This window comes from Gabonibacter massiliensis (assembly GCA_001487125.1).
GTDB lineage: Bacteria > Bacteroidota > Bacteroidia > Bacteroidales > Marinifilaceae > Gabonibacter > Gabonibacter massiliensis.
The window spans coordinates 329955-355636 of sequence record LN913013.1 but is presented as its reverse complement, the minus strand read 5'-3'; the positions used below and the strand labels follow the sequence as shown (position 1 = coordinate 355636).

Genomic DNA, 25682 nt, shown 5'->3' with positions numbered 1-25682 from the left:
CTACAATTATAATATAAAACCAAATCCGATGGAATACGGGTGAACCCCGGGAGCCGTAGAGGTATTAAACAGATGAGTCAAAGTATAACCGCCCCAGAGACTGATCCCCCGGAAACCCATTCTCAACACATAGTCCACCTTAACCGGAGCCATTCCGTAACTTCCCGAATCTTTTCGTATCCGTTTATTTCCCTTATCGCTTTTATAAACGATTTTAGTCTTGGAGTGAAGCCGAAGTCCCCCCATAAATCCGGTAGACACGTAAAATATATTTTTATTTTTCAGACGATATTGATACTCCATCAGGATAGGCAAGGTCAAGTATAAAATTTTAAATGTACTTCTCTTGGGACGATCGATTCCTAACTCCGATAGAGGAAGGGGTTGTAACTGCCCCATTTCATCCTTATGCAGGGTAATGTTACGGTCAAAACGCAAGCGCTGGTACTCTAAACCCAAACCGGTAACAAAACCGAAATTCAAATTCACCGGCAATGAAAACTGAGAAAGATTAAATTGCATCGTAAATGAATTAGCCCAATCCAACGTCAGAAAACGATCCCCTCCGTATTCGGAATAATCGGTATTCCCAAAATTTACAAACCCGAAATAAAACCCTCTCCAATGCCCGGTAAAACGAGAATTGTCATTTTGATTATCATCAAACATCTCTATTTCATAGGTCGTTCCAAAGACCCGAACACTCTCTTTGGGACGCCTTACGAGTGTATCCCAAACAATCATCTCCTCCTCTTTCCCGATCGAATCTTTGGATTGACTTCTCTCTTTAACCGAATCTCTCTTATGCCAAGAATCACGTATCACAACGGAATCTTTTTGAGCAGAAGCCGTAATACACTCCAACAAAAACACACAGACAATAATTATCAGTTTCATAATTCAAATTTTTATCTTATTTATAATCGTGTTATCTACCACAAAACATACTCTTTCCGATCCTTATTCTTGAAACGTTCCTTCCAGTCTTTTCCCGCCCGAATCAAGTTAGACAGAAAATTATCCTCAATTTTCAAATCCGATGTCAACGCATAGTCTTTTTTGTCCCGTTCTGCAATTTGATCGAAGGTAATCCCAGGTTTCATAGCCTGCAAATCCGCCTTAGGGATCAAAATGATCTCCCGGCCAATAGCTATATCTCCATCAGCCGGAATTGTCGACATGGCCACAATCCGCTGAACAGTTTGTATCGGTTTATCGACAGATGGAGGGGTCCGTTTCTGCAAATACCGGACGGGAACCGTCGCTTCGGGCTTTGCCAAGGAACTATCTTTAAGTATAGCCGGTATTGCGGGCGCTTTATGCGCAATTTCTCTACTCTCCAAACGAGCAACAATCGGAGAAGAGTGACTTTCTCCCGCTTTATCCTCTCCCATCCAATAAAATATAATCCCGAACAGAATCAATACAAGGGCAGCAACACCCCCGTAACGCACCACTCCGTACAGCCACCCGGACCACCGGTATAAATTTCTCTTTTCCGGATAACGGATTGAGAGATCCGGAATCATTTTTAATCGAGAATAAACAGCCGCTACCTCACGAAACTTCTCTTCACCCATCTCCTTCTCTACCCTTTTCCGTTCATCCTCAGTTAAAACATTCTCGGAAACAGCAATAGCATAATAATCCATCCTCCCGTTCCGATTCTCTTGTTTCAAGGCAGATTTTTTCTCCCATTTTAACAAAGGAGGTGTTAATCTTACCTGTTCTATTCCCTCCATCTGCTCGCGTAAATCCGGGTGCCTGAACAAAAAATCGTCCAATTCTTCTTGTAATGCCTCCGGCAATAGGCCCTCCAGGTAGTCAATAAAGTAACTCTCGTAATTCTCTTTTGTTATCATATCTCCCTCCTTAAATTACCAAATCAGGTCTACGGATAAACTCTTTCATATAAGCTCTGGCTCGAAATATATATACTTTCACCTGCGTCTCGTTCAATCCCGTAATCTCCGCAATCTCTTGATAAGAATAGGATTCGTAATCCCGCAATAACACCACCGTCTTTTGTATGGTAGGTAGTTTCGCCAACGCCGAATCCAATACATCCTGTAAATCGGGCGGATTATTACTCTCTTCCGAAAACCGACTACCGATCTCTTCAATATCGCCATATTTATATTCTCGCCGAAGAAGGTCTATCATTCGGTGGTAAGCCGTAGTATAAAGAAACGATTTCGCCTTACTCTTTTCAATCAAAGATAGCATTTCCCATAATTTCAGGAAACTGTCCTGCACGATATCCTGCGCCATCTCCTTCGAACGACATGCCTTATAAAGAAAACGGAACAAACCGTCCGAAATATCATCTACCGATCGATTATACTCTACTCTTGTCATTTCATCTTCATTTCAGGTATATCGCCTCCCCACAAATCAACCTGCTTTATCATTCGCCAGCGAAAATATTCCGGTTTCTCTCCTTTTCTGAAAAGTAATACACCTTCATTATTAGCATTCACATCGCTATATTTTCCCAAGATCAATTTTATCCCGTTCTTTAACTCCACCCAAGTGTATTCATAATTTTTCGGCTCAATCTTTTTCACATAACGAAAAGGCAACGCGTAAACCGTATTCCCATTCCTTCCTTCCAATAATTCAAAATCCATCGCTTCGTCCAAATCATACACCAAAATCCCCTCTATTATCCTACCGTTACGATCTTTTACACTTCCTCTCAATCGAACAGGTCCCGAGAAATCCTCATATCCCATTTGTTTTATATCTTCCAAAGCAACCGTTTCGAAAGAGACAAAATCAGGCCACTCCACGCGTACTTGTCCTACAGATGCCATATTGATAAAAATTCCCCTATTTTCATCATTCACATCACTTTCCCCCCACATACTTATCTCCCTGCCGCTTTTTAAACTTACGACACTTACCGAACCCGTTTTTCGAACAGACACGACATTGGAAAAAGCGACTCTTGCGCCATACTCTCCAATCAACCCGCTAATAGTCTGTCTTAAAGAATTTTTATCTCTATTCCACCGGACGATTCCCTTAAATTTTCCGTATGGGGTCGTTACAATACCGGCAATAGGCACATCCCGGGGAGCCGAAAAATCTTCCGGAGCCGCATAGAATTTAATCTCACTTATCAATTCCCAAGAAAGAATCTCGAACTCTCCGTTCTTTTTCTCAATCCCGATTTCCTCTCCTATATCGTGAAACGAACCTTTTCGTAACTCGATGATATTTCCATTTTTTATTTGCAATTCAATTCGATCGTTAGCTGTCGGACGAATACTTTTTATATTACCAAAACGGCAAGAGAAAATATGAATCCCCGGCTCTGCATGGACCTCGTCTTTTAATAAAACAGAATCTTTTCCTCTAAAATAAGAGGTATACGGATTATTTATTTTCATGGCCGTGAATAAATCCACCCAGTATAAGTTACTTTTCCCCCAAGAAATATATCCCACAACCTTTCTATTGGTTACCGTGGTAACCTCCCCGAATATTCTCACCTCATTCACTCCGGCCCGTATCCCTTGCCACATACAGACGAACAATACGATCAATACTCCTGATTTCATCATACGCTTTATTTTAATTCAATCCTATGACGAACAAATATCGTGAATAGTTACAAGCAAAAAATAATTTTAACTAAAACAAAATCCGTACAGGAGTGATCCGATCATTTATACCAGATACAACAAGCCTCCAAAACGGATTATCCGGAACGCACGAGATGGACCTAAATAAAAGAAACGTCGTTTTTTATGGAAAAACGACGTTTCTATACTGATTCGTACTTTTTTACAAAAACTTTACGACTCGGAATTCAATTTCTTAAATCCTTTTCCCAATATCTCTTTCGCATCCAGAATCGTCACAAAAGCATTCGGATCGATTTGGTATATAGCCCGTTGCAGAGTCGCCATTTCACGACGGTTAACCATAGTCATGATCATCTCTTTTTCCGTCCGGTTATACATGCCCTGAATCGGAACGATCGATCCCCCTCGTTTGATATCCGTCAAAATAAAATGACGGATATCTTCTACTTTATCCGATATAATAAAAAAGGTCTTTTCATTCGCAAATCCTTGCAACACGACGTCTATCGTTTTACCCATCAGAAATATAGCTAACCAAGAATACATCGGCACCTTCCAATCCTGAAACATCAGGAAACCGAACACGACAATACAGGAGTCCACGGTCATCTGAAGTTGCCCTAACGGCTGATGCGTCCACTTGTGCAATATATTCGAAAGCACATCCGTACCCCCGCTCGAGGCCCTGGTTTTCAATATCATTCCCACTCCTACTCCCATAACGACACCGCCGAAAATACAAGCTAACAGAACCTCATCTCCCAATTTAAACGGATCCAACAATCCGTTAACCGGAATAGGCTCTCCCATCAACGTCAAAAGTATAGCCGGTATACTGTCGGCAAATACAGCCACCAAAATAAAACAGACAAACGTTTTAACACCAAATTGCGGTCCTAAAACTTTCATCCCCAACAGACTCAACGGCAGATTAAAACAGAGTGCCGCCATACCGATCGGGAATCCCCACATGTGCTGCAATACGATGGTAATACCGTATATTCCCCCCGGGACAATCTTGTAAGGAGCCATAAAACAACTGTATCCCAATGCCAAAACAAATGCTCCGCCGACTAACAAAGCATACGTTTTAAACCATTCTTTCGTGAAAGGTTTTTCTTTCATCAACGAAAATGCCATTCGAATTTTTAATTTAATTATACTACTACAAACATCACGGCCTGTAAAAAACAGCGCCTTCTAAATCAGGCCGCGAATATAGGAGGCGAAATTCTACAAAAACATGACTTTTGTCATACCTTGTAAGGAATTTATCTCAAATAGAAAAATAATATTTCCCCATTTTTTTTATTTATATCTTCGAAAAAAGAGCTATAATTGCACACATTATCAAAAGTGTGTATTAATTGAGATCGAGATTAAAAATAACTCAAGCAAGAATCATCGACGTGGCACAGAAGTTGTTCGCAGAATTAAGTTTTTATCGAACAACAATGAAAGATATTGCAAGTGCCGCTAAAATCAGTCGCCGCACGCTATACACTTATTACAAGTGCAAAGAGGATATTTTCAATCAGATTGTCGATCAAAAAATAGAAATGATTCATCAAAAGTTGATAAAGGCAACAGCAACGGCCTTGCCAGCCGATAAAAGACTAAAGTTATATATTAAAGAAAGATTTCATTTGATCGCCGAATTAATGTGTAATAGTGAATACATCAAAAAAACATTTTTATATAACAACAGTCGAATTGAAATTTTAAGGAAAAATATAGATGCAAAGGAGCTGGAATTATTAGAAGATATTTTTAAGGAAGGGGTTCAAAGTGAAATTTTTAACGTTAGCGATTCGAAAACATTTGCCGCTTTTTTACAACCCGTTCTTAAAAGTCTCGAATTCGGTTTTATCCGAAGATATGAACATGAACCTATAGATCGGATTATTAATGAATATACTCGTATTCTATTTTACGGTATCATAAAGAAATAATTATTTTACATGGAATTATTTATCAACAATTTTGCACATTATATACCTACGGAAAGAGTTCCCAACTCTTATTTCAAACCTGTAAACGGTTTGGATGACGAGTGGATTTATACTCGAACAGGGATAAAAAACCGAAGCAAGGCAAACGCGGCGGAGAACACGAATACCATGGCGATTGAAGCCGTCAGGAACCTACAACGAACCCTTCCTTACTCGATTGAAGAGGTCGATCTGATCATTGCCGCCACGTATTCACCCTATGATACGGTAGCCACAGCAGCCCATATGGTACAGAGGGAATTTAAAATACACAATGCCAGATGCCTAAGCGTTACTGCAGCTTGTTCCTCTTTTATCAACGCTATGGAAATAGCAGAAGGCTACTTCGCCATGAAGAAAGCATCCAAGGCCCTGATTATCGCTTCCGAGCACAACACGGCATATAGTAACGAAAACTGTCCTCAAAGCGGTCATCTTTGGGGAGACGGAGCCGTTGCCATAGCCATCTCCCCCAATAATTACAACCGGAAAGATGCAAAGATATTGAATATATATACCTGCGGTATGGGAGATATAAGCAAAGCCGACACGGCCGTTTACCTCCGGCCCCGGCACGGAGGCATCGGCATGCCGGAAGGAAGAGACGTATTCATCAACGCCTGCCATTATATGATAGAGTCTCTCCAAGAGATCGTATCCAGTCAGGGAAAGAAGATAAGCGATCTGGCTTTTATCTCTCCCCATCAGGCCAATAAGCGAATCATGAATAGCATCGCCCGTCAAGTAGACTTCCCCGAAGAGCGTATCCTCTCCAATATAGAAGAGATCGGTAACACGGGATGTCCGAGCTGCGCCATCGCCCTGTCCCAAAACCTGCACCGGGTTCAAACCGGTGATCTCGTAGCCCTTACCGTTTTCGGCGGAGGATACTCCTGCGGTGCCGTTTTGCTGCAATTCTGATTTTAAATACCGTTAATCAAAAAAAACGAGGTTTCCGTAGAACCTCGTTTTTGTATTTCAACTCAGAGCTTTTCTTAAAGGAGTAAAACTACGGATCGTCTCCCCCATTATCGAATTCCTCTTTTCAATAAAGTATCGACGATCGAAAATAAGCTGTCGCGGCAGACAAAAGCTTCCGCTTCATCATCCGATACAGCATCTGAAACGAATGTTCTTGCCGATTTGTTTTCATCGGTTATCCGTTTAATATATTTAAAAATTAATTTCCGGTATTATTTTCAATTATCTTCATGACTTGCGAAGGATTGAAACAGTATAATGTGAAAATAAAAAAAGACAAGGAAGATTTATTCTTTCACCGACTCCACATAAAGCTGTCCTGCCTGGTATTTCACGACCTTTACCCGGTTTCCCTTAGGGATATACATCCCCAAATTGGAAACCGCATCGTATTGCTCACCGTCGACAGACACCTTACCCGCCGGACGCAAATCGGTTTCGGCAATGCCCTCCTTACCCAACTCCTGTTTCGCCGTCATATCCACCCCGACAAAACCGGAATCCGTCGTCTCTTCGGCCTGTAAAGACCATCCCAACCTCCGGGAAGCAAATAATTTACGACTCAACCATATACTACCGAACAAGGAGATCAAAGAACAGCTTATGACAAAAAAGATGGAACGAATAATCGCACGAATGAAATCATGGAAAAAATCAAATGATACGTCATCGATCCCGGCCAATACCAAAGAGGCTATTATGCAGACGATCCCCGATATGCCGGTAACTCCGAACCCGGGAATAACAAAAATCTCAGTCAAAAGCAGGATCACCCCGACTACGAACATGATCAGTTCGATGTTATTGGCAAATCCCTCCAAATACAGAGGAGCAAAATAGAGTACACAGGCCGCCAAAGCCGCTACTAAAGGGAAACCGACTCCCGGAGTTTGCAATTCGAAATAGATTCCTCCGATAATGATCATAATCAGAATACCTTGTACGATCGGATGGATCAGAAAACCGATCAATTTGTCCATTCCCGTCGCATGATACTCCTTTATTTCGTAATCGGATATTCCCTCGCTTCTAACGACCTCGCTTACGTTCTCCGCAATTCCGTCGCAAAAACCGAATTTTATCGCCTCGTGAGGAGTAAAAGTCACAATCTTACCGCTATCGGTTACCCCCTTTATCGCAATCCGTTCGTCCACCATAGCTTCCGCGATCCGGGGATCCCGTTTCCAACGCACGACCGTATCCCTTCCGTTCACAATCGTATCCATACCGTGTGCTTGAGCCGTAGAACGAATCATGGAACGCATATAAGACTGATATTTATCGGGCATAGCCTCCCCCGTTTGATTTACGACCGTAGCTGCCCCGATATTAGCACCCTCCCGCATGTATATCCGGTCGCAAGCCAACGAAATCAAAGCTCCTGCCGAAGCCGCATTATTATCTATAAAAACCCAGCTCGGACGCTTATCATTCAGTATCAGGCTCCGCAGCGAATCGGCATAAACAACCATTCCGCCATAGGTGTTCATGTGTATCAATATATAATCGGCATTCGCTTTGTCCGCCTCTTCGTAGGAACGCTTTACCAACCGCCATACCCCCGGCCCGATCTCATCCTTTATATCCACTTTAAAAATGATACTTTTCTTCTCTTCTGCCATACCGGAAAAGAACCAACACAACAAACCGATAATCAATACGAATTTTCTCATCATTTATTATTATAAATTTCAAAATAGGCTACCTGCCTTTTATTCGATTTCCAGTATTTATATACTCTTCAACCACAACGGTCCCCGCAACCACGGAAAACATAGAAACTATACTGCAAGCGATCACCCGTAAAAAAGGAATCGCCAACGATAATGCAAAAATAGCCCCGATCCCGATAACGACCCCGGCATTCTGTCTCATATAACACATACTCTCCCTTACCTTGAAACGCTTCCGCTCGATCGCGTAATCCATAAAGGCAAAACCGTAAAAATAAGCGGACACGACGAAGGTCAAAACGGGAGTAACCAAACCGATTACGGGAAGAAACGACGCGAAAAATAAAAAGAGCATCAACACGGTTTGAAACAACATGCACCTCACGGCAACCCATATTCCTCTCCCGATTTCCCACAGCAATTGTTTAAAGCTAAAAGAATAACGAACTCCGGAAAGGCGGGATTCGACGCGTTCCGATAACCAGGAATACACCGGAGACATCACAACCATGACGATATACCCTCCCCAGACAGCAAACAAAAAGAAATAGAACAACCGGATCGAAATGCGAATGATAAAACCGACCCCTTTGTTCAACCAGTCCAACCAGGAAATTCCAGCAATCCAAGCGGTAACTTGCCGTTGTACAATATCAGATAAACACTCCCCCCAAGAGACCGCAAAATAGTTTCCGATAAGAAATAGAACAAAAGCTGCGGCCAAAGGAAAAAACATAAACCAACGGAACGGACGGCTAAATAATATACGTCCCGCTTCGCCGTAACTTTTTATACCGAACCATAACCCTTGAAAAAAAGCCATACGCTCAAAATCCTTAAAAAACTACCGTAAATCTATGCTATTTTTTTGATTATTCTCTATTTTCAAGCAACAATTCCCATTTTTTTATACTTTTGCATTCAAGAGTTTTTCCTCAATTCCATTATAGATGTGTTCATTTAAAAATAAATTATACTATGCAATCATTAACAGCGATTTCACCTATTGACGGAAGATATAGAGATAACGTAGAAGGATTGGCAAACTATTTTTCTGAAAGCGCTTTAATTCGCTACAGAGTAATGGTCGAGATCGAATATTTCATCGCTTTATGCGAACTCCCTCTTCCCCAATTAAAAGACTTTGATCACACGTTATTCGATAATTTAAAAGAGATATACCTGAATTTTACCGTTAAAGACGCGGAACAAATCAAAGAGATCGAAAAAGTAACCAATCACGACGTGAAAGCCGTGGAGTATTTTATCAAATCCAAATTCGACGAACTCCATTTACAACATTACAAAGAATTCATTCACTTCGGATTGACCTCCCAGGACATTAACAATACCGCCGTCCCCTGTTCATTCAGGGACGCCGTACACGATATCTATTATCCTTTGATCGACGAACTGATCGCCAAATTGGAAGAGCTGTCCGAAGAGTGGAAAGAGATTCCCATGTTAGCCAAAACACACGGTCAACCGGCGTCTCCTACCCGTTTGGGAAAAGAGATTAAAGTATTTGTTTATCGTCTGACCAAACAACTGGATCTGCTGAAAAAAATCGCTTGTTCGGGAAAATTCGGAGGAGCTACCGGCAATTTCAATGCCCACCACATCGCCTACCCCGAAATCAATTGGACGGAGTTCGGCAATTCATTCCTGACCGGAAAATTGAAAATAGAAAGAGAACAATATACAACTCAAATTTCAAACTACGATAATTTCGCTGCCGTGTGCGATAATTTAAGACGCCTCAATAATATCGTCATCGATCTGGACCGGGATTTCTGGACCTATATCTCTATGGCTTATTTCAAACAACGCATAAAAGCAGGAGAAGTCGGATCGTCGGCCATGCCTCACAAGGTGAATCCTATCGATTTTGAAAACTCGGAAGGGAATCTGGGTATCTCCAACGCCATACTGGACCACCTGAGCAATAAATTACCGATTTCCCGTTTACAACGGGACCTGACCGACTCCACCGTCCTTCGGAATATCGGTGTTCCGTTAGCCCACACGGTTATCGCGTTCAAATCCACCCTTAAAGGATTGAACAAACTGATTATCAACCAGACGGCCATAGAAGCTGATCTGGAGGAAAACTGGGCGGTCGTTGCCGAAGCCATACAAACGATTTTGCGCCGCGAAGCCTATCCGAACCCTTATGAAACACTGAAAGCCCTGACGCGAACGAATAGTAAGGTGACACAACAATCGATTGCCGAATTTATCGATACCTTAGAGGTATCTCCGGAATTGAAAGAGAAGCTAAAACGAATCACTCCTTCGAACTATACAGGAATCTGAATCATATTACCGGATTGAATCCGGTAATATATAACTCCGTAAATATGCACGATCTACTCACTATATTCAAAAGGTTTATTCCTCCCTATAAACTGAAGCTGACTAAAAGTATTCTTTTCAATTTCCTGCATGCCCTTTTCGGTAGTCTGGCTATCGCTATGCTTATGCCGGTATTGGGAATTATTTTCGACAATCAAAAGGACGTACACGAGCTTGTTCCGTATGCGCTCACCAAGGAGGCCGTCAGTAATAATTTCTATTATTACATCACGCAAATCAAACACGCCTTCGGCCCTTCGACGACCTTGATTTTTGTCGGTCTTCTCGCCGTAATAGCAACTGCTCTAAAAACCGGATTTGCTTATTTGGCAGCCTACGAATTGATCTATATCCGAAACGGCGTCGTGAGAGACATTCGCCGTAAAATTTACAGCAAAATATTATCCCTGCCTCTGCCTTTTTTCTCGGAAGAACGCAAAGGGGATATCATCTCCCGTATGACGGGAGACGTGCAAGAGGTGGAAGCTTCCGTAATGAGCTCCTTGGATATGCTATTTCAAAGTCCCATTCTAATTATAGTATACTTAACAACCATGCTGATCATGAGTTGGCAATTGACCCTGTTTGTCTTTGTCTTACTCCCCATCATGGGAGGATTGATCGGTAAAATCGGTAAGAATCTCAAGCGTCACTCCTGGGAAGGACAAAACAAAATGGGAGAAATATTATCATTAATGGAAGAGACCTTATCGGGATTACGTATCATCAAGGCCTTCAGCGCAGAGAAAAAAATGAAAAGCAAATTCTCGGAAGAGAACGAGTCCTACCGTCGTATCCAAAACCGGCTGATGCGCCGCCGGTCATTAGCCCATCCGGTCAGCGAATTTTTAGGTACCATCGTCATTGTTATCGTCCTTTGGTTCGGGGGATCATTGGTATTAGAGCACCGGGGAGCCTTAGATGCAGAAGCCTTTATCGCCTATATCGCCTTATTCTACTCCATCATAAATCCGGCTAAAAATTTAACGAACGCCTATTACAGCGTACAAAAAGGTTTGGCCGCCATGGACCGAATCGATATGATCCTGGACACTCAACCCTCTATTCAAGAACCGGCAGAACCGCAACGACTCGAAGAGTTTCAAACGAGCATAGAATATAAACAGGTCCGATTTTCTTACAATGACAGCAAACAGGTACTGAAAAATATCAATGTCTGCATCCCCAAAGGCAAAACGGTTGCCCTCGTCGGTCAATCCGGTTCGGGGAAAAGTACATTCGTGGATTTATTGCCCCGATTCTATGATGTCAATAACGGAGCCATAACTATCGACGGCATCGATATTCGCAATCTGACATTTCACAACCTGAGGGAATTAATGGGAAATGTCAACCAAGACCCTATTCTGTTTAACGATACGATATACAATAATATCGCTTTCGGGGTGGAACAGGCTACGCAAGAGGAGATAGAAAACGCCGCCCGTATAGCCAATGCTCACGATTTCATCCTACAAACCGAACAAGGTTATCAAACCGTAATCGGGGACCGGGGATGTAAACTAAGCGGAGGTCAACGACAACGGTTAAGCATTGCGCGAGCCGTTCTGAAAAATCCTCCGATCATGATTTTGGACGAAGCGACTTCGGCTTTAGACACGGAATCGGAGAAATTGGTTCAGGATGCGTTAGATAACCTGATGAAGAACAGAACATCTATTGTTATTGCCCACAGGCTCTCCACGATCAGAAATGCAGATCTGATCTGCGTATTCCATGAGGGAGAGATCGTAGAGCGGGGACGCCATGAAGAATTGCTCGCCCTAAACGGCGTATACGCCAAACTATACAACATGCAAAATTTCTGATCATGGAAATTGAAGCCAAAGTACTGGGGCAACAGGTCGCTTATCCCACGGATTACTGTCCGTCGATACTCGTCCCTGTTCCTCGTAGCTTAAACCGGGAAATGTATGACATTCGTCAACCGGAAGAACTTTTCTGCGGTTACGATACCTGGCATGCTTATGAAGCAGGTTTCATCACCCGAAAAGGACTTCCCGTTTGTGGCGTGCTTAAAATCGTATACCCTTCCACCAGCAAAAAATTGGTGGAGAGCAAGTCCCTGAAGCTCTACTTGAACTCCTTTAATATGGCTCGTTTGGGAGAGAACGTTTCCGAGGGGATCAGGTTATTTACTCAAACCGTTCAATCCGACCTGCAAGAATTGTTGAACACCTCCGTTCAAGTCTGTTTTCATGAAAAACTTCCTGATCGCATACCGTTTGATTTTGAAGGTTATACTCTACTGGAAGAAATTCCGTTAAATCAGGAGACAGAGTTTACGGAATACAACGAGGCTCCTGCCTTACTTCGACAGACAATCCAACCCGGGGGAGAGATAAAAGTATATAGCAATCTGTTAAGAAGCAATTGTAAGATTACCAAACAACCGGACTGGGGAACCTTGTACGTCTGGATAAAGGCGCAACAACTGCCCTCTCCCGTTTCCCTGTTGAAATACATCGTCTCTTTACGAAACGAGAATCATTTTCACGAAGAGATATGCGAGATGACCTATAAACGCCTGTGGGACCTGTTTCATCCGGAAATACTTTCCGTCAGTTGTTTATATACTCGTCGCGGAGGCATAGACATATGTCCCTCCCGGGCCAATAGAAAAGAGTATCTTCCCTCGTATTTGCACACTCCGGAAATATTGACCCGAAGAAATCTGAGGCAATAAAAAAACCGATCTCGACGGATCGGTTTTCCTGTTTATCTCGTTCCCGATTAAAATCTCCAACCGGCAGAGAGTTGAAACAATCTATTCTGGTTGTTATCTCCAAACGTATCTTTGTCTATCGCATTGCTCAACCCTAAATTATAACGGGCCGATACCATCAATCCCATATTGAAATGGTAAGTAGCTCCGAGAGCAAAGGTCAGTCCGACCGTATTTAATTTCCGGATTTTCTCTTTCACGGTAGTTCCTCCCTGCTTAGCCACATGCTTCCCGTTCAACACGAGATCCAATTGAGGACCGCAATCGATACTGAGAGCTTCCAACACGTAGAATTTTGCTAACACCGGGATATTCAAATAATTTAATCTTGATTTTATTTTTACTCCCCCAACCTTATCGCGAGCTCCTTGCCTGGAGTACAATAACTCGGGTTGTAAACCGAAAAAGTCATTGAATTTAAACTCCGCAAACGCACCTACATGAAAACTGAATTTATTATCCATTTCAGAATTATGGACATTAGACAGATTAAAGCCGAATTTCGGTCCGAAATAGAATTCAGTTCCTGTAACACCTTCCACTCTTGACTTAAACATACTTTGAGCGTTTACTGTACCACACAACATAACCGCTACCACCAACATCAATACTAATTTTTTCATTTTCTAATAATTTGTTTGGTTTATTATTTTGAATATCAATTACCTATGCAATAAACACATGGATAAACGTTGCAAATATATAAAATTATCCAAACAAAAAACAGGCCAACTAAAATTTACTGTTCAGAAAACCGTTTAGGTCAATAAAACAGAGCATGAAAAAAAGGAGAGCACAATTGTTATTTTTCAGGAAATACGATGAACTTTTTCCTGTTTGACTCCTCAACCCGACTTATCCGGTAGAAGTCTCTCTTCACTTCGATGTTATAAACCAATCATTTTACCGGATGCCAAAACTTCACGTACCGCATGACAAAACCCGCAAACCATCTCCGCCCATCCCATCCAAGTGTAAACAACGATACCCGTAATGACGATCAGCAAAAAGATCACGATAAACATTTGATTTCCTTTTAATTTCATAGTCCTTTCGAATTAAGTATATCAAATATCCATCTCTCGCTCCGATCCTTTCTTTCCAGTAAATATATAACAATATTTTTATTTATCCAAATTATTTCTTGGAAATATCTTAAAACTGTTAAATACCATTTATCGGATCTATCTCCTGCAAAGCCTTTGCCAATTGATCCGGACAGGATGTCGTTTTCTGCTTACAACATATTCCCCGCAACCTCCGAATAGCTTCCTCCCTCTGCATTCCGCACAACAAAGCAGCTATTCCCTGTGTGTTTCCGTGGCATCCTCCGGTAAAACACATGCGAATAATTCTATCATCTTCCAATTCAATAAGAATCTCCTTCGAACAAACCTCAGCTGAAGGAATAAAATGAATCTCTCTTTTCATACAACCATTCGTTATTAACGAGACAAAAATATAATTTATGTCTCGAAGAACAAAAGCAATCCAATTGATTGTCGAAGGTCAAAAAAGCAAAACAGAAAAATGTTCAGGGTAAGTCCGCGTGTCTTACCCCATCACTATAAATTAATCCTTCTTAAAAAAAGCAGAAAAAGCAACTTTTTACAATCATTACAGTAAAACATATAAAAACATAAACAGAAAAAAATATGAAAACAACATTATCGCTTATAATCGTTTTTATGGCTACCATGATAGCCGCAGCAAATACCACATACGATAAACACCGTGTACCTGACCCGAAAATAGTTAAAGCATTCAATGCAAAATATCCCGATGCTATACACGTGGAATGGGAAACGAAATACAACTACTATATCGCCGAGTTCAACTTAGGGAACATAGAGACCGAAGCCTGGTTTACTCAAGAAGGAGTGTGGCAAATGACCCAAAGCGAACTTTCTTATAACTTATTGCCGGAAATAATTAAAACCAATTTCGTTACAAGCGAATACGCTACCTGGAAAACAGAGGATGTAAAAAAGATCGAAAGAGCGGGCATGGAGACAATCTATATTTTGGAAATTGAAAAAGGAGAAGAAGAGATTGATCTTTATTATACTGAAAACGGAATACTTTTGAAGAGAATGTCCCACAACATGAAGGAGCATTTACCGGATACTCTCCCACAAGCCGTTTTAACTTTTATACAACAAAAATATCCTCAAGCGACGATCGTTGAAATAGACCGGGAAAAAGGCATGCTCGAGGTGGAAATATTTGACAGCAACATAAAAAAAGAGGTAGTGTTCAATGTTCAGGATCAATGGCAAACCACAACCTGGGAGGTTCGTAAAAACAGCGTCCCGGCATCTGTCATGAATACCCTGCAAAAAATGGGTTATAAAGATTACCGGATAGATGACATCTACTTTCAACAGAGAAATAACGGTTCTGAAGTTTATATATTCGAGCTGGAAAAAGGGAATAATGAAATTAAGCTCACGCTCAACGCGGCAAATGGCGAAGTTATTTCAAATATACCTAAACGATAAATTCAAATACTACTGACTTTAGTAAAAAACCTTTCATGTATTCCGGGGGATGACAACATATCTTCCGGAATATTTTTTATCCCGATAAATAGGGATTCGTATCTATCATAATCCCCACAAATAGCGATTGCCCGCCTCTTAGATCCGGTCTATTTTTGTCCATACTAAAAATAGTACATAGGATGATTCATAGATTATGGTTTATTAAGGTGTTTTTGTTACTTCTGCATGTACATTTTTTCTCACTGCTGTCTTTCGCACAAAAAGACAGTGGTGAGTTTAGTTTGCAACTGACGGTAACAGATGCGCGGACAAACGAAAAATTGGAATTTGCCACGGTATCCCTTCGGGACTCAATTCGTAAAAGACAATTTTCCACGATTACGGATACCAAAGGTATGTCCCGGTTAAAAAACATCCCACAAGGCGAATACCAACTTCACATCTCGTTCATAGGTTATCAAAAGCTGCTCCTTTCTCTTGTACTGGACAGAGACACATCCCTGACCCTCTTCCTGACACCCACCGCAACACAATTAAAAGATATCATAGTCACGGCTTCCGAATCGAGGGGATTGACAAGCTCTTCCAGAATAGATCGCAAAGCCATGGAACTGTTACAACCTTCCAGTTTCTCGGATATTCTGTCATTGATACCCGGACATATGTCCCAAGATCCGGCCCTGGGAAAAGTAAACCTAATCGGACTCAGGGAAGTAGGCACTTCTTCCGAACAATACAATACCTCTTCGTTGGGAACTTCTTTTATGATCGACGGGGTTCCCATCAGCACGGATGCCAATATGCAATACGTGTTAGGAAGCTCACAAAGTGAAAAGAGTCATAGTCTCGACATCACGGGAAAAGGTGTCGATATGCGAACCATTCCCACCGACGATATTGAAACGGTGCAAATCATTCGGGGTATTCCTTCCGTAGAGTTCGGAGATCTGACCAGTGGATTGATTAAAATAAAACGTAAAACAGGATATACCGAATGGGAAGCTCGCTTTAAAGCAGATCCGGGCAGTAAACTATTTTATGTCGGGAAAGGATTTTCTACCTCGAATAACTGGAATTTCAATATAGGAATCGATTACCTGAACGCCAAACCCGATCCCAGGAATAACCTGGAAATTTACAAGAGATTCACCACATCTTTGCGAATCTATAAACAATGGAAAACCTCTTCTCACGAGGTCAATTATAACTTAAATCTGGACTATGGAGGATCTTTCGATAATCAGAAAAGTGATCCGGATATCAGTTATCAAAAAGTAGATCGGTATAAATCTACCTATAATCGCATGGCTATCTCCAACCAGGTAGAATGGAAGACAAAAAAAGAACTTTTTATTCGTTCATTTTCCCTGCTGACAGCCGTGAATTATCAGAAAGATCAAATAAAACAAACCAAATTCGTCTCCTTAAACCGGGATACTCCTATTCCTACCCATGACGAAGAAGGTGAATACGACGGGGTATTCCTCCCCTATCAATATACAGCCAACTTATTGGTAGATGGACAACCGATAAATGCGTATGCCAAAGCAACAAGTAATCTTCAACTCTCTACTTATCAGATTACCCATAACATAAAGGCCGGTATCGAGTGGAGTATGGACAAAAATCTGGGTCGAGGACAAGTATATGACCTTGCACAACCTCTCTATCCTTCGATGAGTGCAAGACCTCGTCCCTATAAGGATATCCCGGCTGGTCACGAACTCTCTTTCTTTGTTGAGGATGTTCTATACATGCCCATCAAGAACCATGATTTGACGCTCTCGGCCGGTATTCGTTCCCTCTCCTCATTAAACTTGAAAAGTACCTATAGAATGCACGGAAAATTGTACTGGGATCCGAGAATCAATATTTTATGGAGCCTTCCCTCCCTCTTTATTAAAGGATATGCCTTAAAGGTACAAATAGCAGGAGGTATCGGATGGCATACTAAAGTTCCGGTACTGGCTGACCTTTACCCTAACCTGATTTACAGGGACTTCATCCAATTCAACTATTACCACACGAATGAAACTTTCAGACGAATAAACATCCGGACTTACAAAATAGATCCCACGAATTACGAGCTGGAACCCGCCCGAAATAAAAAGATAGAATTACGGGCAGACCTCTCCTACCGACAACACTTGTTATCCGTCACCTATTTTCATGAACAATTAAATTCAGGCTTCCGGAATTCATCCCGGTTTCGTACATTCGAATATAAAAAATACGATAACAACTCGGTCGATGCCTCCCAGTTACAAGGACCCCCGGATTTGAATAAAGTAAGCTATATACTCGATACCGTTATATCGTCTTACAATATTACAACAAACGGAAGTACCATACGCAAAGAGGGTATCGAGTTTCAATACTCTTCCCAACGAATCCCTTTTATCCAAACCAAAATAACGATAAACGGAGCCTGGTTCAAATCCATCTACCGAAATAGCCAGCCCATATACAGCAAACCGTCGGTCATCCTCGGGGGAAAAGAACTTCCCTACGTCGGACTCTATAAAGACGACAGCGGATATAACAAACAACAACTGAATACCAATTTTACCTTCGACACCTATTTACCTTCGTTGGGACTCAGTTTTGCCACCTCCGTACAATGTATGTGGTTTTCCAATCAACGGAATATGAAACAAAACGGGATTCCTATAAAATACATCGATATACAAGGTATAGAACACGACTATACCGAAGCCGACAAAACTCACGCCGAACGTCAATGGCTGACCGTCAACTATAACGACATCTTGTGGAAAAAACAGACGGAACCGCTCTATTTTTATGTCAATTTCAAAGCGACCAAAACGTTCAAGGAAAGAGTAAGGTTGGCCCTTTTCGTGAACAAGATGTTGGACTATACCCCGGATTATACCTCCAACGGAATTAAAGTCCGTCGAAATGTTACCCCCTATTTCGGAATGGAATTAAATCTTAAACTTTAAATAATAAATTATGAGACAATTTATCTATCTATTACTTATTATCATCATCTATGGAGTATCTTCCTGCCAGAAAGACGATAATGCCCGAATCACGAGCTTTACAATCAGCCTAAGCACTCCCGAAAACCTGGGAGAAGCGACCCTGTCCGGTATTACTTCTACCTTTGAAAACGTAAATACCGGTAAAAAAATCACGGGAGGCGTCTATAATAACAATCAAATAAGCGTTGATCTTCCCGAAGGTTTGTATCACGTGACTATAGAAGGAAAAGTAAGTTATACATGGGAAGATCAATCGTTAACTTCCGACATCAAAGGGTATCAAGAATCCGTAAGTATCGTGGGTGAAACGAAAGTCGAGACTATCCCGCTTTTTCTTCACACCTCAAAAGCCGATTTTGTGATTTCTGAAATCTTCTTTTCCGGAACATTAACCAAGGAAGGCAAACAATACTACGGAGATCAGTATATCAAAATATATAATAACTCGGATGAAATCTTATACGCAGACGGATTGGCCGTCGTTGCCTCCACGTTTTACAACAACATGAAACAGGATATTTCACCGGATATTCGCTCCATGGGTTTAACCGTCGAGTGTCTTGCCGTTATTCCGGGAAACGGCAAACAATATCCGGTTGAACCTGGTGAGTCGATAATTCTTGCAACCGACGGCATCGACCATAGTCAAGCAACCGGCAATTCGTTCGACCTGAGTCATGCCGATTTTGAATTTTACCAGGACGGAAGTTACGACGGGGATGTCGATAACCCCGGCGTTCCCAACATAATCAATATTTACGGCTTCTTCATGCTCAACAACCAAGGGAATCAGACTTACGCCATAGTCCGCTTACCCGTATCCGCCGAAACCTTCCTGGAAAAAAATAAACACGATTATACTTGGACCTATGTCTATCCCGGAGGGACCTTAGTAAACAATTACAGTGCTTATCAAGTCCCTAACGAATGGATAATCGATGCCGTCAATCTTTGTCCCTCCAAAGAGTACGAATGGCTCGTGACCGCCCCCTCCGTAGACATGGGATATACCTATGTTTCCGAAAACGCAAGTAATAACGATCGCTACGGGAAAAGCGTCCGACGGAAAGTCTCCGCAACCCAAAAAGATGGACGGCAAATTCTACAGGATACCAATAATTCCAGTGCCGATTTTATACACGGAACAACCCCTTCTTTGAAACAATAACCAACAATCGATAAAATCATGAAAAACAAAACATTCTATTATCTCTTACTTTTAAGCTGTATTTTCGGACTCCACGCGTGCGATAAGGACGATAATATAAAAACGACTGTATATACCTTAAGTTTAACCGCCCCTGACGGATTAAACGACGCCCTGTTATCGGATCTCAACGTCTCGTTTAAAAACACGAACACGACCAGAACGATAACAAGCGGTGATTTTACAGAAAATAAAATCACCCTCTCATTACCGGAAGGATTATATACCGTTACCGTTGAAGGTAAAATCCAATATACGATGGATCAGAAAGTAATGGAAGGTGCGGTAAAAGGATACAAAGAATCGGTTTATATCGCCGGAGAGACGAATCAAGCTACTCTTCCTCTATTCCTGCACGATGCGAAAGCAAATTTCGTGATAGAAGAGGTTTTCTTCGTTGGAAATATTACACCGGAAGGAGATGTATACGACGGGGATCAATACCTCAAGATTTATAATAACTCCGATACTATTCTCTATGCCGACGGTCTGGTTATCCTGGAATCGGCATTCCTGACCTCGACGAAATACGAATACGATCCGGACATTATGTCCACCCATTTTGCCGTCACGGCAGTCTATAAAATTCCGGGAAACGGGAACGAACATCCCGTAAATCCAGGAGAATCGATCCTGATCTGCGATATCGGTAAAAATCATTCACAAACGAACCCCAATTCATTCGACTTGAGCAACGCCGATTTCGAATGGTTTGACGAGGGCACAAACGATGTGGATACTCCCGTACCGAATATGGAAAAGATCTATTGCTCCTCGAAAACCATCTGGACCATGCATAAACAAGGTCTGAAGGCATATGCCATCGGTCGGTTAGGTGTAGACAAGGAGACTTTCCTGCAAGGTTATAAATATGATTACAACTACACGATGGTATTGCCCAGCGGAACCTATCCCATGAGTAACAGCGCCTATAAAATTCCGAACGAATGGATCATTGACGCCGTTAACGTAAGTAACGTGTCCCAATACGTATGGAATGTCACGGCCCCGACTTTGGATACGGGATGGACCTATTGTGCCGAAATCAAAAACGACAATGACAGATACGGAAAAAGTATCAAACGAAAGACATTAAGTACAACCTCGGACGGAAGAAAGATTCTAAAAGACACGAATAATTCGACCAACGATTTCGAAGCCAAAGCTACACCGACATTAAAAAGGAATTAACAGATGAACATGAGCTCTCGTTTAAGTTTTATTCTGATCTTACTCACTTGCTATCTTACAGGATGGGCAAAAGATTCTATCCCCCCGACTGAACGGATTCGAATATATTTCTCTCCGGGAGAGGACTTTGCATCGCAAATATATCGAAATCCGGCCACAAATTATTATTTCAGGGATATAACCTTTTCTGAACTCAGCTTGGGATGGAAACACGAAAAAGCCAATAAACCGCTTATACTTCAAAAGGGGAATGGAGATGAAAGCTTCATGTTTAACGCCTCTTCCTATCTCTCTTTAAAAAAGAACAGCAAGGTGTGGGGAAAAGCCCATTTCTATACCGGTAAGAAAAAAGACATCACTTACAACGAGAGCTCTGATATAGACATTACATACCCTTATATTTCAGCCGATACGTTAGGAGGAAATCTCACTTACGAAGAGTATTTCTTTGCGGGAGGCTATGCCCAGGAAATTCGAAAAATAGTATGGGGTATCTATGCAAACTACCGAGCTCTGATGGAGTATCGCCGGGTAGATCCGCGACCGAAAAACACGACTTCGGATCTGAACGTTTCCGTCGGTATCACCCTAAAAACAAAATCCCGTTATTCCGGGGGAATCGCACTGCATGTAAGGAAGTACAAACAAACGAATCTTATTAAGTTCTTTAGCGAATTAGGAGGTATTAAAATATTTCATGCCAGTGGTTTAGGTATGGATTACAATCGTTTCTCTGGCAACAATACCAACTCTTATTATAAAGGCTGGGGATACGGTAGCAGTCTCTCTCTGTTTCCCAAAACAAAACAAGGAATCTTTATCACGGCCTCCTACGATTATTTTACCTTCGAGAAAATTATCTCGGACCTGAATGAACTACCTCTCAATCAACTGAACGAAAATAAAGGAGATATCGAAATGGGATATCGGTTCAAACGGGGAAACCGGGAATGGGGTGTCAAACTCCAAGGGAAGCTATTATCGAAAAAAGGGATTGAGAACTTATTCGGAGATGCAGCCAGTAATATCTATCCTCAAATCGGAGAAGCCAAACAATTCACCCTCCAAAACTATCACGTAGCACTGGAAGCGACATACGGCAAATTTTCTCAAAGCAAGCGTTACCAATGGTTTATCTTACCCCGTTTGGGGATGAATAACACGGAGATGAAATACGCGGATCCGCATCGCCTGATGAGACTCTGTCTCCTCTCGGGAGGAGTGGAATTCCGGTTATCTGCCCTATACAAAAAATCCATCTTCCAATTTCATTTGGAAGGAGAATACAATTACACCTATCACTCCGATCTGCAACTGACGGAGATTGAAGAAAAACAAAAAATGCTTTACCCACTACAAATCAACTATTCCAATCTGTCAGGTAATGGAAAAAACGGTTCGACCTCCATCCGTTGGGATCATCCCATTGCCGGAGATAAAGGTATATTTATTTCTCTGCAATACAGCAAGCACTTCCACGCTAATTCCATCCACAACGACGGTGTACAGATAAAGGGAGGACTCACTTTTTAAAATATTATACATGGAAAAAGTAATCGAATGCAAAAATATTACATATGTCATGCGGACAAAGTTCTCTGATCGCACGAGGACTTCTATTCGCCCAAGACCCGGAATCGTTCTCTTCACGGGAATCGTCAGATCCATCACGATAACCTTATTAAATAACGAAAAAAATAATGTTTCATCTAATAAATCATACTATGGTAAAAACAATCGCTATTTTAATTTTGGCAGGAACTCTTTCTTATTCTCTAACCTCCTGCAAAGAAAGTCAAAAGACCAAACAAGCAACAACAAGCGTACAAACCCAAACGAGCTTGAATGTAGATAGTTTACTACAAGTGGCAGAACAGAAAGTAAACGACACGATCGTTTTACAGGGAAAGGTAAAACATACCTGCAGCAATTCAGGACGCCGTTGCTTCATTACCGACCCGAGCGGAGAAACCACCCTCCGGGTAGAAGCCTCCGGTAATATCAAAGGCTTTAACAAAGAGTTGGTAGGTTCGGAGATACAAGTCACCGGAATCGTGAAAGAACAACGTCTCTCCCAGGAATACATAGACAATTGGGAAAAAAAGATCAAGGAAAAAGAGGAAGAGGGAGAACATTGTGATTCTGAAAGCAATAACATTACCCAAATGAGGGAATGGATGAAAAAAAACAATAAAGATTTTTACTCCATCTACTACCTCCAAGGTATTGATTACGAAATCGTAAAATAAATTCATCCGGTTAGGAAACCCGGTGATTAGAGGATTCTGTGATTAAGTGATGTCATATGAATGATTATTCGTCACACTCACAGAATCTTTTTTGATTTACGACTCTTCTTTTCCAGTTTCTTTCCAGAATATTTCACTATTTTTGTTTGAATAATATATCGTATACCATGAAAATCTTAATTATTGAAGACGAAGAGAATTTACGGGAAGTCATGACAAAATCGTTGGAAAAAGAGCGTTTTGTCGTGGAACAGGCTCCCGATTACCATTCCGCATTATTAAAAATCAATGATTACGATTACGACTGCATATTGTTAGATATTATGCTACCGGATGGAAACGGACTTACTTTACTCGAAGAACTAAAGAAAAACAAGAAAAGAGAAAGCGTTATTATCATATCGGCCAAGGATTCCATAGAAGACAAAGTTTCCGGATTGGATCTCGGCGCAGACGACTATTTAGCCAAACCTTTTCATCTGGCAGAACTCAATGCGCGGGTTAAATCGGTCATCCGTCGCAATCAACAAGACGGGAATATAGGCATAGAACTGGCAAATTTAAACGTGTACCCCGATCGGCATACCGTTCAGGTCAACGGTTCGGAGCTGACTTTAAACCGGAAAGAGTTCGATCTGCTCTACTATTTCGTAACCAACCCCGATCGGTTGATCAACAAGACCACCTTAGCCGAATCCGTATGGGGCGATCGTATCGATCAGGCGGACAGCTTGGATTTTATTTATTCACAGGTGAAAAACCTACGCAAGAAAATGAAACATGCCGGAGCGATACCCGAAATAAAAGCTATTTACGGATTCGGCTACAAACTAACCACTCACCCGGAAGAACTATGAAATTACTTCACCACACGCTTGCCCGTCTTTCTGTCCTATTGATTGTAATCCTTTCCGTATGGGCTTACCTGTTCTATCTGAATATTTTAGATGAAATAATGGATGAAACAGACGATACCCTCGAAAACACAAAGGAACTGATCATTAAACAATCCCTCCGAAACGGAGTCGTGACCGGCGAGCATAAGGACGTGATGACACATTATTCCATCAGGGAAATATCCCCGCAAGAGGCCGAAAACTACAAGGAACACTATTTCAATTCCACCCGCTTTTACGAAGTAGAACTCGAAGACGATCCGGTAAGGGTACTCAAAACTTCTTTCAAATCCAAAGAAAACCGTTATTATGAACTGACAATCATGATCTCGACTTTGGAGCAGGACGACATGATCGAAGCCATGATTCAATGGATCATTATTTTATACGTCTCTCTATTGATTACGATCCTTATCGTTACGGAGATCGTTTTTCGCAAGAGCCTACGCCCTCTACACAAATTATTGAAATGGCTGGATTCCTTCACCTTGGGAACGAACTGCAAACCTTTAGACAATCAGACTAAAATCAAAGAGTTCAAACAACTGAACACCACCATCGAAAAGATGACCCGCCGAAATGAAGAACTTTATGCACAACAAAGACAGTTCATTGAAAATGCCTCTCATGAGCTACAAACCCCATTGGCCATATGTCAGAACAAATTAGAGATGTTGGCAGAAAAAACAGAAGGCAATGAAGAGATGCTGCAAGAAATAGAGGAGATACAAAAGAATATCGGACGAAGTGTAAAATTGAATAAATCGCTTTTATTACTTTCACGTATCGAAAACGGGCAATTCCATGAAGAGAAAGAGGTTTGTTTCAATACCTTGATTCGAGATACGATAGAAGATTTTTCCGAAATCTATGCGAATAAATCTATCCGGACAAACGTAAACGAAGAGGCAGAACTAATCCGTCCCATGAACGAATCATTGGCCACCACACTCATCACCAATTTGCTAAAAAACGCCTTTCTTCATTCTCCCGAAAAAAGTGAGATAATAATCTCCGTAACCGATAACAGCATACGGTTCACCAATGAAGATACGGACGGACCTTTAGACCGGGAAAAAATTTTCACGCGGTTTTATTCCGGACGTAAAAAAACAGGATCTACAGGATTAGGGCTATCCATTATTAAATCCATCGCTACCCTGTACCGGATTCAAGTTTCGTACCGATACGACGGTAAACACCATTTTAAATTGCAATGGCCTCGCCGAAATTGTAGTTGAAATAATAAATTACCGTTTGTCCTCAAAAAAAATAGGAAAAACACGTTTTT

At 41.5% G+C, this 25682-nt stretch carries 23 protein-coding genes; 13 read left to right on the top strand and 10 right to left on the bottom strand.

Annotated elements, in window-relative coordinates; all coding sequences use genetic code 11:
* Positions 1 to 6: 6 nt before the first annotated feature.
* The 5 genes from BN3283_RS05770 to BN3283_RS05750 all read right to left on the bottom strand — a co-directional run bounded on the left by BN3283_RS05770 (position 7) and on the right by BN3283_RS05750 (position 4733).
* Complete coding sequence (locus tag BN3283_RS05770; RefSeq protein WP_041503833.1) at positions 7 to 897, bottom strand: outer membrane beta-barrel protein; 891 nt, start codon at positions 895 to 897, stop codon at positions 7 to 9.
* A 35-nt stretch (positions 898 to 932) separates the two neighbouring features.
* A complete protein-coding gene (locus BN3283_RS05765; protein ID WP_059026047.1) occupies positions 933 to 1862 on the bottom strand; it encodes a hypothetical protein in 930 nt (309 codons plus the stop codon).
* A gap of 10 nt (positions 1863 to 1872) precedes the next feature.
* A complete protein-coding gene (locus tag BN3283_RS05760; RefSeq protein WP_059026046.1) occupies positions 1873 to 2358 on the bottom strand; it encodes an RNA polymerase sigma factor in 486 nt (161 codons plus the stop codon).
* On the bottom strand, positions 2355 to 3569 hold the full coding sequence (locus tag BN3283_RS05755; RefSeq protein WP_147625548.1) for a hypothetical protein: 1215 nt from the start codon (positions 3567 to 3569) through the stop codon (positions 2355 to 2357). Before BN3283_RS05755 ends, BN3283_RS05760 begins: the two co-directional genes overlap by 4 nt.
* A gap of 234 nt (positions 3570 to 3803) precedes the next feature.
* On the bottom strand, positions 3804 to 4733 hold the full coding sequence (locus BN3283_RS05750; RefSeq protein ID WP_041503837.1) for a YitT family protein: 930 nt from the start codon (positions 4731 to 4733) through the stop codon (positions 3804 to 3806).
* A gap of 269 nt (positions 4734 to 5002) precedes the next feature.
* On the opposite strand from BN3283_RS05750, the gene BN3283_RS05745 reads away from it, so the two are divergent.
* Positions 5003 to 5545: a TetR/AcrR family transcriptional regulator gene (locus BN3283_RS05745; RefSeq protein WP_160289618.1), complete on the top strand. Its 543-nt coding sequence runs from the start codon at positions 5003 to 5005 to the stop codon at positions 5543 to 5545.
* 9 nt (positions 5546 to 5554) lie between these two features.
* The gene (locus tag BN3283_RS05740) at positions 5555 to 6505 is read left to right on the top strand and encodes a 3-oxoacyl-ACP synthase III family protein (protein WP_059026043.1); all 951 of its coding nucleotides are present in this window, start codon (positions 5555 to 5557) and stop codon (positions 6503 to 6505) included.
* Between the two features lie 347 nt (positions 6506 to 6852).
* On the opposite strand, the gene BN3283_RS05735 is transcribed toward BN3283_RS05740, so the two are convergent.
* Positions 6853 to 8241, bottom strand: coding sequence for an NfeD family protein (locus BN3283_RS05735; protein ID WP_286137545.1), 1389 nt, complete (start codon positions 8239 to 8241; stop codon positions 6853 to 6855).
* A 25-nt stretch (positions 8242 to 8266) separates the two neighbouring features.
* Positions 8267 to 9061, bottom strand: coding sequence for an EI24 domain-containing protein (locus BN3283_RS05730; protein ID WP_059026042.1), 795 nt, complete (start codon positions 9059 to 9061; stop codon positions 8267 to 8269).
* A gap of 155 nt (positions 9062 to 9216) precedes the next feature.
* Between BN3283_RS05730 and purB the strand changes: the two genes are divergently transcribed.
* Genes purB through BN3283_RS05715 form a run of 3 tightly spaced genes read left to right on the top strand, consistent with a single transcriptional unit; the run spans position 9217 to position 13300 of the window.
* Positions 9217 to 10554: an adenylosuccinate lyase gene (purB, locus tag BN3283_RS05725; RefSeq protein ID WP_059026041.1), complete on the top strand. Its 1338-nt coding sequence runs from the start codon at positions 9217 to 9219 to the stop codon at positions 10552 to 10554.
* Between the two features lie 44 nt (positions 10555 to 10598).
* Positions 10599 to 12422, top strand: a complete 1824-nt coding sequence (locus BN3283_RS05720; protein ID WP_059026040.1) for an ABC transporter ATP-binding protein — start codon at positions 10599 to 10601, stop codon at positions 12420 to 12422.
* Positions 12423 to 12424: 2 nt separating this feature from the next.
* Entirely contained in the window at positions 12425 to 13300 is an 876-nt protein-coding gene (locus BN3283_RS05715) for a 7-cyano-7-deazaguanine reductase (protein WP_041503843.1), read from the top strand.
* 47 nt (positions 13301 to 13347) lie between these two features.
* On the opposite strand, the gene BN3283_RS05710 is transcribed toward BN3283_RS05715, so the two are convergent.
* The 3 genes from BN3283_RS05710 to BN3283_RS05705 form a co-directional block, all read right to left on the bottom strand.
* Positions 13348 to 13962, bottom strand: a complete 615-nt coding sequence (locus BN3283_RS05710) for a porin family protein (RefSeq protein WP_059026039.1) — start codon at positions 13960 to 13962, stop codon at positions 13348 to 13350.
* Between the two features lie 264 nt (positions 13963 to 14226).
* On the bottom strand, positions 14227 to 14385 hold the full coding sequence (locus BN3283_RS14485; protein ID WP_154665525.1) for a hypothetical protein: 159 nt from the start codon (positions 14383 to 14385) through the stop codon (positions 14227 to 14229).
* Between the two features lie 118 nt (positions 14386 to 14503).
* Positions 14504 to 14770, bottom strand: a complete 267-nt coding sequence (locus BN3283_RS05705) for a TIGR03905 family TSCPD domain-containing protein (protein WP_059026038.1) — start codon at positions 14768 to 14770, stop codon at positions 14504 to 14506.
* A 224-nt stretch (positions 14771 to 14994) separates the two neighbouring features.
* On the opposite strand from BN3283_RS05705, the gene BN3283_RS05700 reads away from it, so the two are divergent.
* From BN3283_RS05700 to BN3283_RS05665, 8 genes are all read left to right on the top strand, one after another.
* Positions 14995 to 15840, top strand: a complete 846-nt coding sequence (locus tag BN3283_RS05700; RefSeq protein ID WP_070807459.1) for a PepSY-like domain-containing protein — start codon at positions 14995 to 14997, stop codon at positions 15838 to 15840.
* A gap of 182 nt (positions 15841 to 16022) precedes the next feature.
* A complete protein-coding gene (locus BN3283_RS05695; RefSeq protein ID WP_059026036.1) occupies positions 16023 to 18806 on the top strand; it encodes a TonB-dependent receptor in 2784 nt (927 codons plus the stop codon).
* A 10-nt stretch (positions 18807 to 18816) separates the two neighbouring features.
* Positions 18817 to 20016: a DUF4876 domain-containing protein gene (locus BN3283_RS05690; RefSeq protein ID WP_059026035.1), complete on the top strand. Its 1200-nt coding sequence runs from the start codon at positions 18817 to 18819 to the stop codon at positions 20014 to 20016.
* Positions 20017 to 20034: 18 nt separating this feature from the next.
* On the top strand, positions 20035 to 21246 hold the full coding sequence (locus BN3283_RS05685; RefSeq protein WP_059026034.1) for a DUF4876 domain-containing protein: 1212 nt from the start codon (positions 20035 to 20037) through the stop codon (positions 21244 to 21246).
* Between the two features lie 3 nt (positions 21247 to 21249).
* Entirely contained in the window at positions 21250 to 22779 is a 1530-nt protein-coding gene (locus tag BN3283_RS05680) for a DUF6850 family outer membrane beta-barrel protein (RefSeq protein ID WP_059026033.1), read from the top strand.
* A gap of 191 nt (positions 22780 to 22970) precedes the next feature.
* Complete coding sequence (locus BN3283_RS05675) at positions 22971 to 23495, top strand: hypothetical protein (RefSeq protein WP_059026032.1); 525 nt, start codon at positions 22971 to 22973, stop codon at positions 23493 to 23495.
* Positions 23496 to 23662: 167 nt separating this feature from the next.
* On the top strand, positions 23663 to 24352 hold the full coding sequence (locus tag BN3283_RS05670; RefSeq protein ID WP_059026031.1) for a response regulator transcription factor: 690 nt from the start codon (positions 23663 to 23665) through the stop codon (positions 24350 to 24352).
* The gene (locus BN3283_RS05665) at positions 24349 to 25632 is read left to right on the top strand and encodes a sensor histidine kinase (RefSeq protein ID WP_041504962.1); all 1284 of its coding nucleotides are present in this window, start codon (positions 24349 to 24351) and stop codon (positions 25630 to 25632) included. The genes BN3283_RS05670 and BN3283_RS05665 overlap by 4 nt, the downstream gene beginning before the upstream one ends.
* The last annotated feature ends 50 nt before the right edge of the window (positions 25633 to 25682 follow it).

Bases quoted from the DNA above. Each gene is read 5' to 3' on its own strand.
- BN3283_RS05675 (WP_059026032.1), top strand. From the start codon at position 22,971: ATGGTAAAAACAATCGCTATTTTAATTTTGGCAGGAACTCTTTCTTAT.
- BN3283_RS05665 (WP_041504962.1), top strand. From the start codon at position 24,349: ATGAAATTACTTCACCACACGCTTGCCCGTCTTTCTGTCCTATTGATT.
- BN3283_RS05715 (WP_041503843.1), top strand. From the start codon at position 12,425: ATGGAAATTGAAGCCAAAGTACTGGGGCAACAGGTCGCTTATCCCACG.
- BN3283_RS05730 (WP_059026042.1), bottom strand. From the start codon at position 9,061: ATGGCTTTTTTTCAAGGGTTATGGTTCGGTATAAAAAGTTACGGCGAA.
- BN3283_RS05670 (WP_059026031.1), top strand. From the start codon at position 23,663: ATGAAAATCTTAATTATTGAAGACGAAGAGAATTTACGGGAAGTCATG.
- BN3283_RS05705 (WP_059026038.1), bottom strand. From the start codon at position 14,770: ATGAAAAGAGAGATTCATTTTATTCCTTCAGCTGAGGTTTGTTCGAAG.
- BN3283_RS05680 (WP_059026033.1), top strand. From the start codon at position 21,250: ATGAACATGAGCTCTCGTTTAAGTTTTATTCTGATCTTACTCACTTGC.
- BN3283_RS05710 (WP_059026039.1), bottom strand. From the start codon at position 13,962: ATGAAAAAATTAGTATTGATGTTGGTGGTAGCGGTTATGTTGTGTGGT.
- purB (WP_059026041.1), top strand. From the start codon at position 9,217: ATGCAATCATTAACAGCGATTTCACCTATTGACGGAAGATATAGAGAT.
- BN3283_RS05695 (WP_059026036.1), top strand. From the start codon at position 16,023: ATGATTCATAGATTATGGTTTATTAAGGTGTTTTTGTTACTTCTGCAT.
- BN3283_RS05765 (WP_059026047.1), bottom strand. From the start codon at position 1,862: ATGATAACAAAAGAGAATTACGAGAGTTACTTTATTGACTACCTGGAG.
- BN3283_RS05720 (WP_059026040.1), top strand. From the start codon at position 10,599: ATGCACGATCTACTCACTATATTCAAAAGGTTTATTCCTCCCTATAAA.
- BN3283_RS05735 (WP_286137545.1), bottom strand. From the start codon at position 8,241: ATGATGAGAAAATTCGTATTGATTATCGGTTTGTTGTGTTGGTTCTTT.
- BN3283_RS05690 (WP_059026035.1), top strand. From the start codon at position 18,817: ATGAGACAATTTATCTATCTATTACTTATTATCATCATCTATGGAGTA.
- BN3283_RS05685 (WP_059026034.1), top strand. From the start codon at position 20,035: ATGAAAAACAAAACATTCTATTATCTCTTACTTTTAAGCTGTATTTTC.
- BN3283_RS14485 (WP_154665525.1), bottom strand. From the start codon at position 14,385: ATGAAATTAAAAGGAAATCAAATGTTTATCGTGATCTTTTTGCTGATC.
- BN3283_RS05700 (WP_070807459.1), top strand. From the start codon at position 14,995: ATGAAAACAACATTATCGCTTATAATCGTTTTTATGGCTACCATGATA.
- BN3283_RS05750 (WP_041503837.1), bottom strand. From the start codon at position 4,733: ATGGCATTTTCGTTGATGAAAGAAAAACCTTTCACGAAAGAATGGTTT.
- BN3283_RS05755 (WP_147625548.1), bottom strand. From the start codon at position 3,569: ATGATGAAATCAGGAGTATTGATCGTATTGTTCGTCTGTATGTGGCAA.
- BN3283_RS05770 (WP_041503833.1), bottom strand. From the start codon at position 897: ATGAAACTGATAATTATTGTCTGTGTGTTTTTGTTGGAGTGTATTACG.
- BN3283_RS05740 (WP_059026043.1), top strand. From the start codon at position 5,555: ATGGAATTATTTATCAACAATTTTGCACATTATATACCTACGGAAAGA.
- BN3283_RS05760 (WP_059026046.1), bottom strand. From the start codon at position 2,358: ATGACAAGAGTAGAGTATAATCGATCGGTAGATGATATTTCGGACGGT.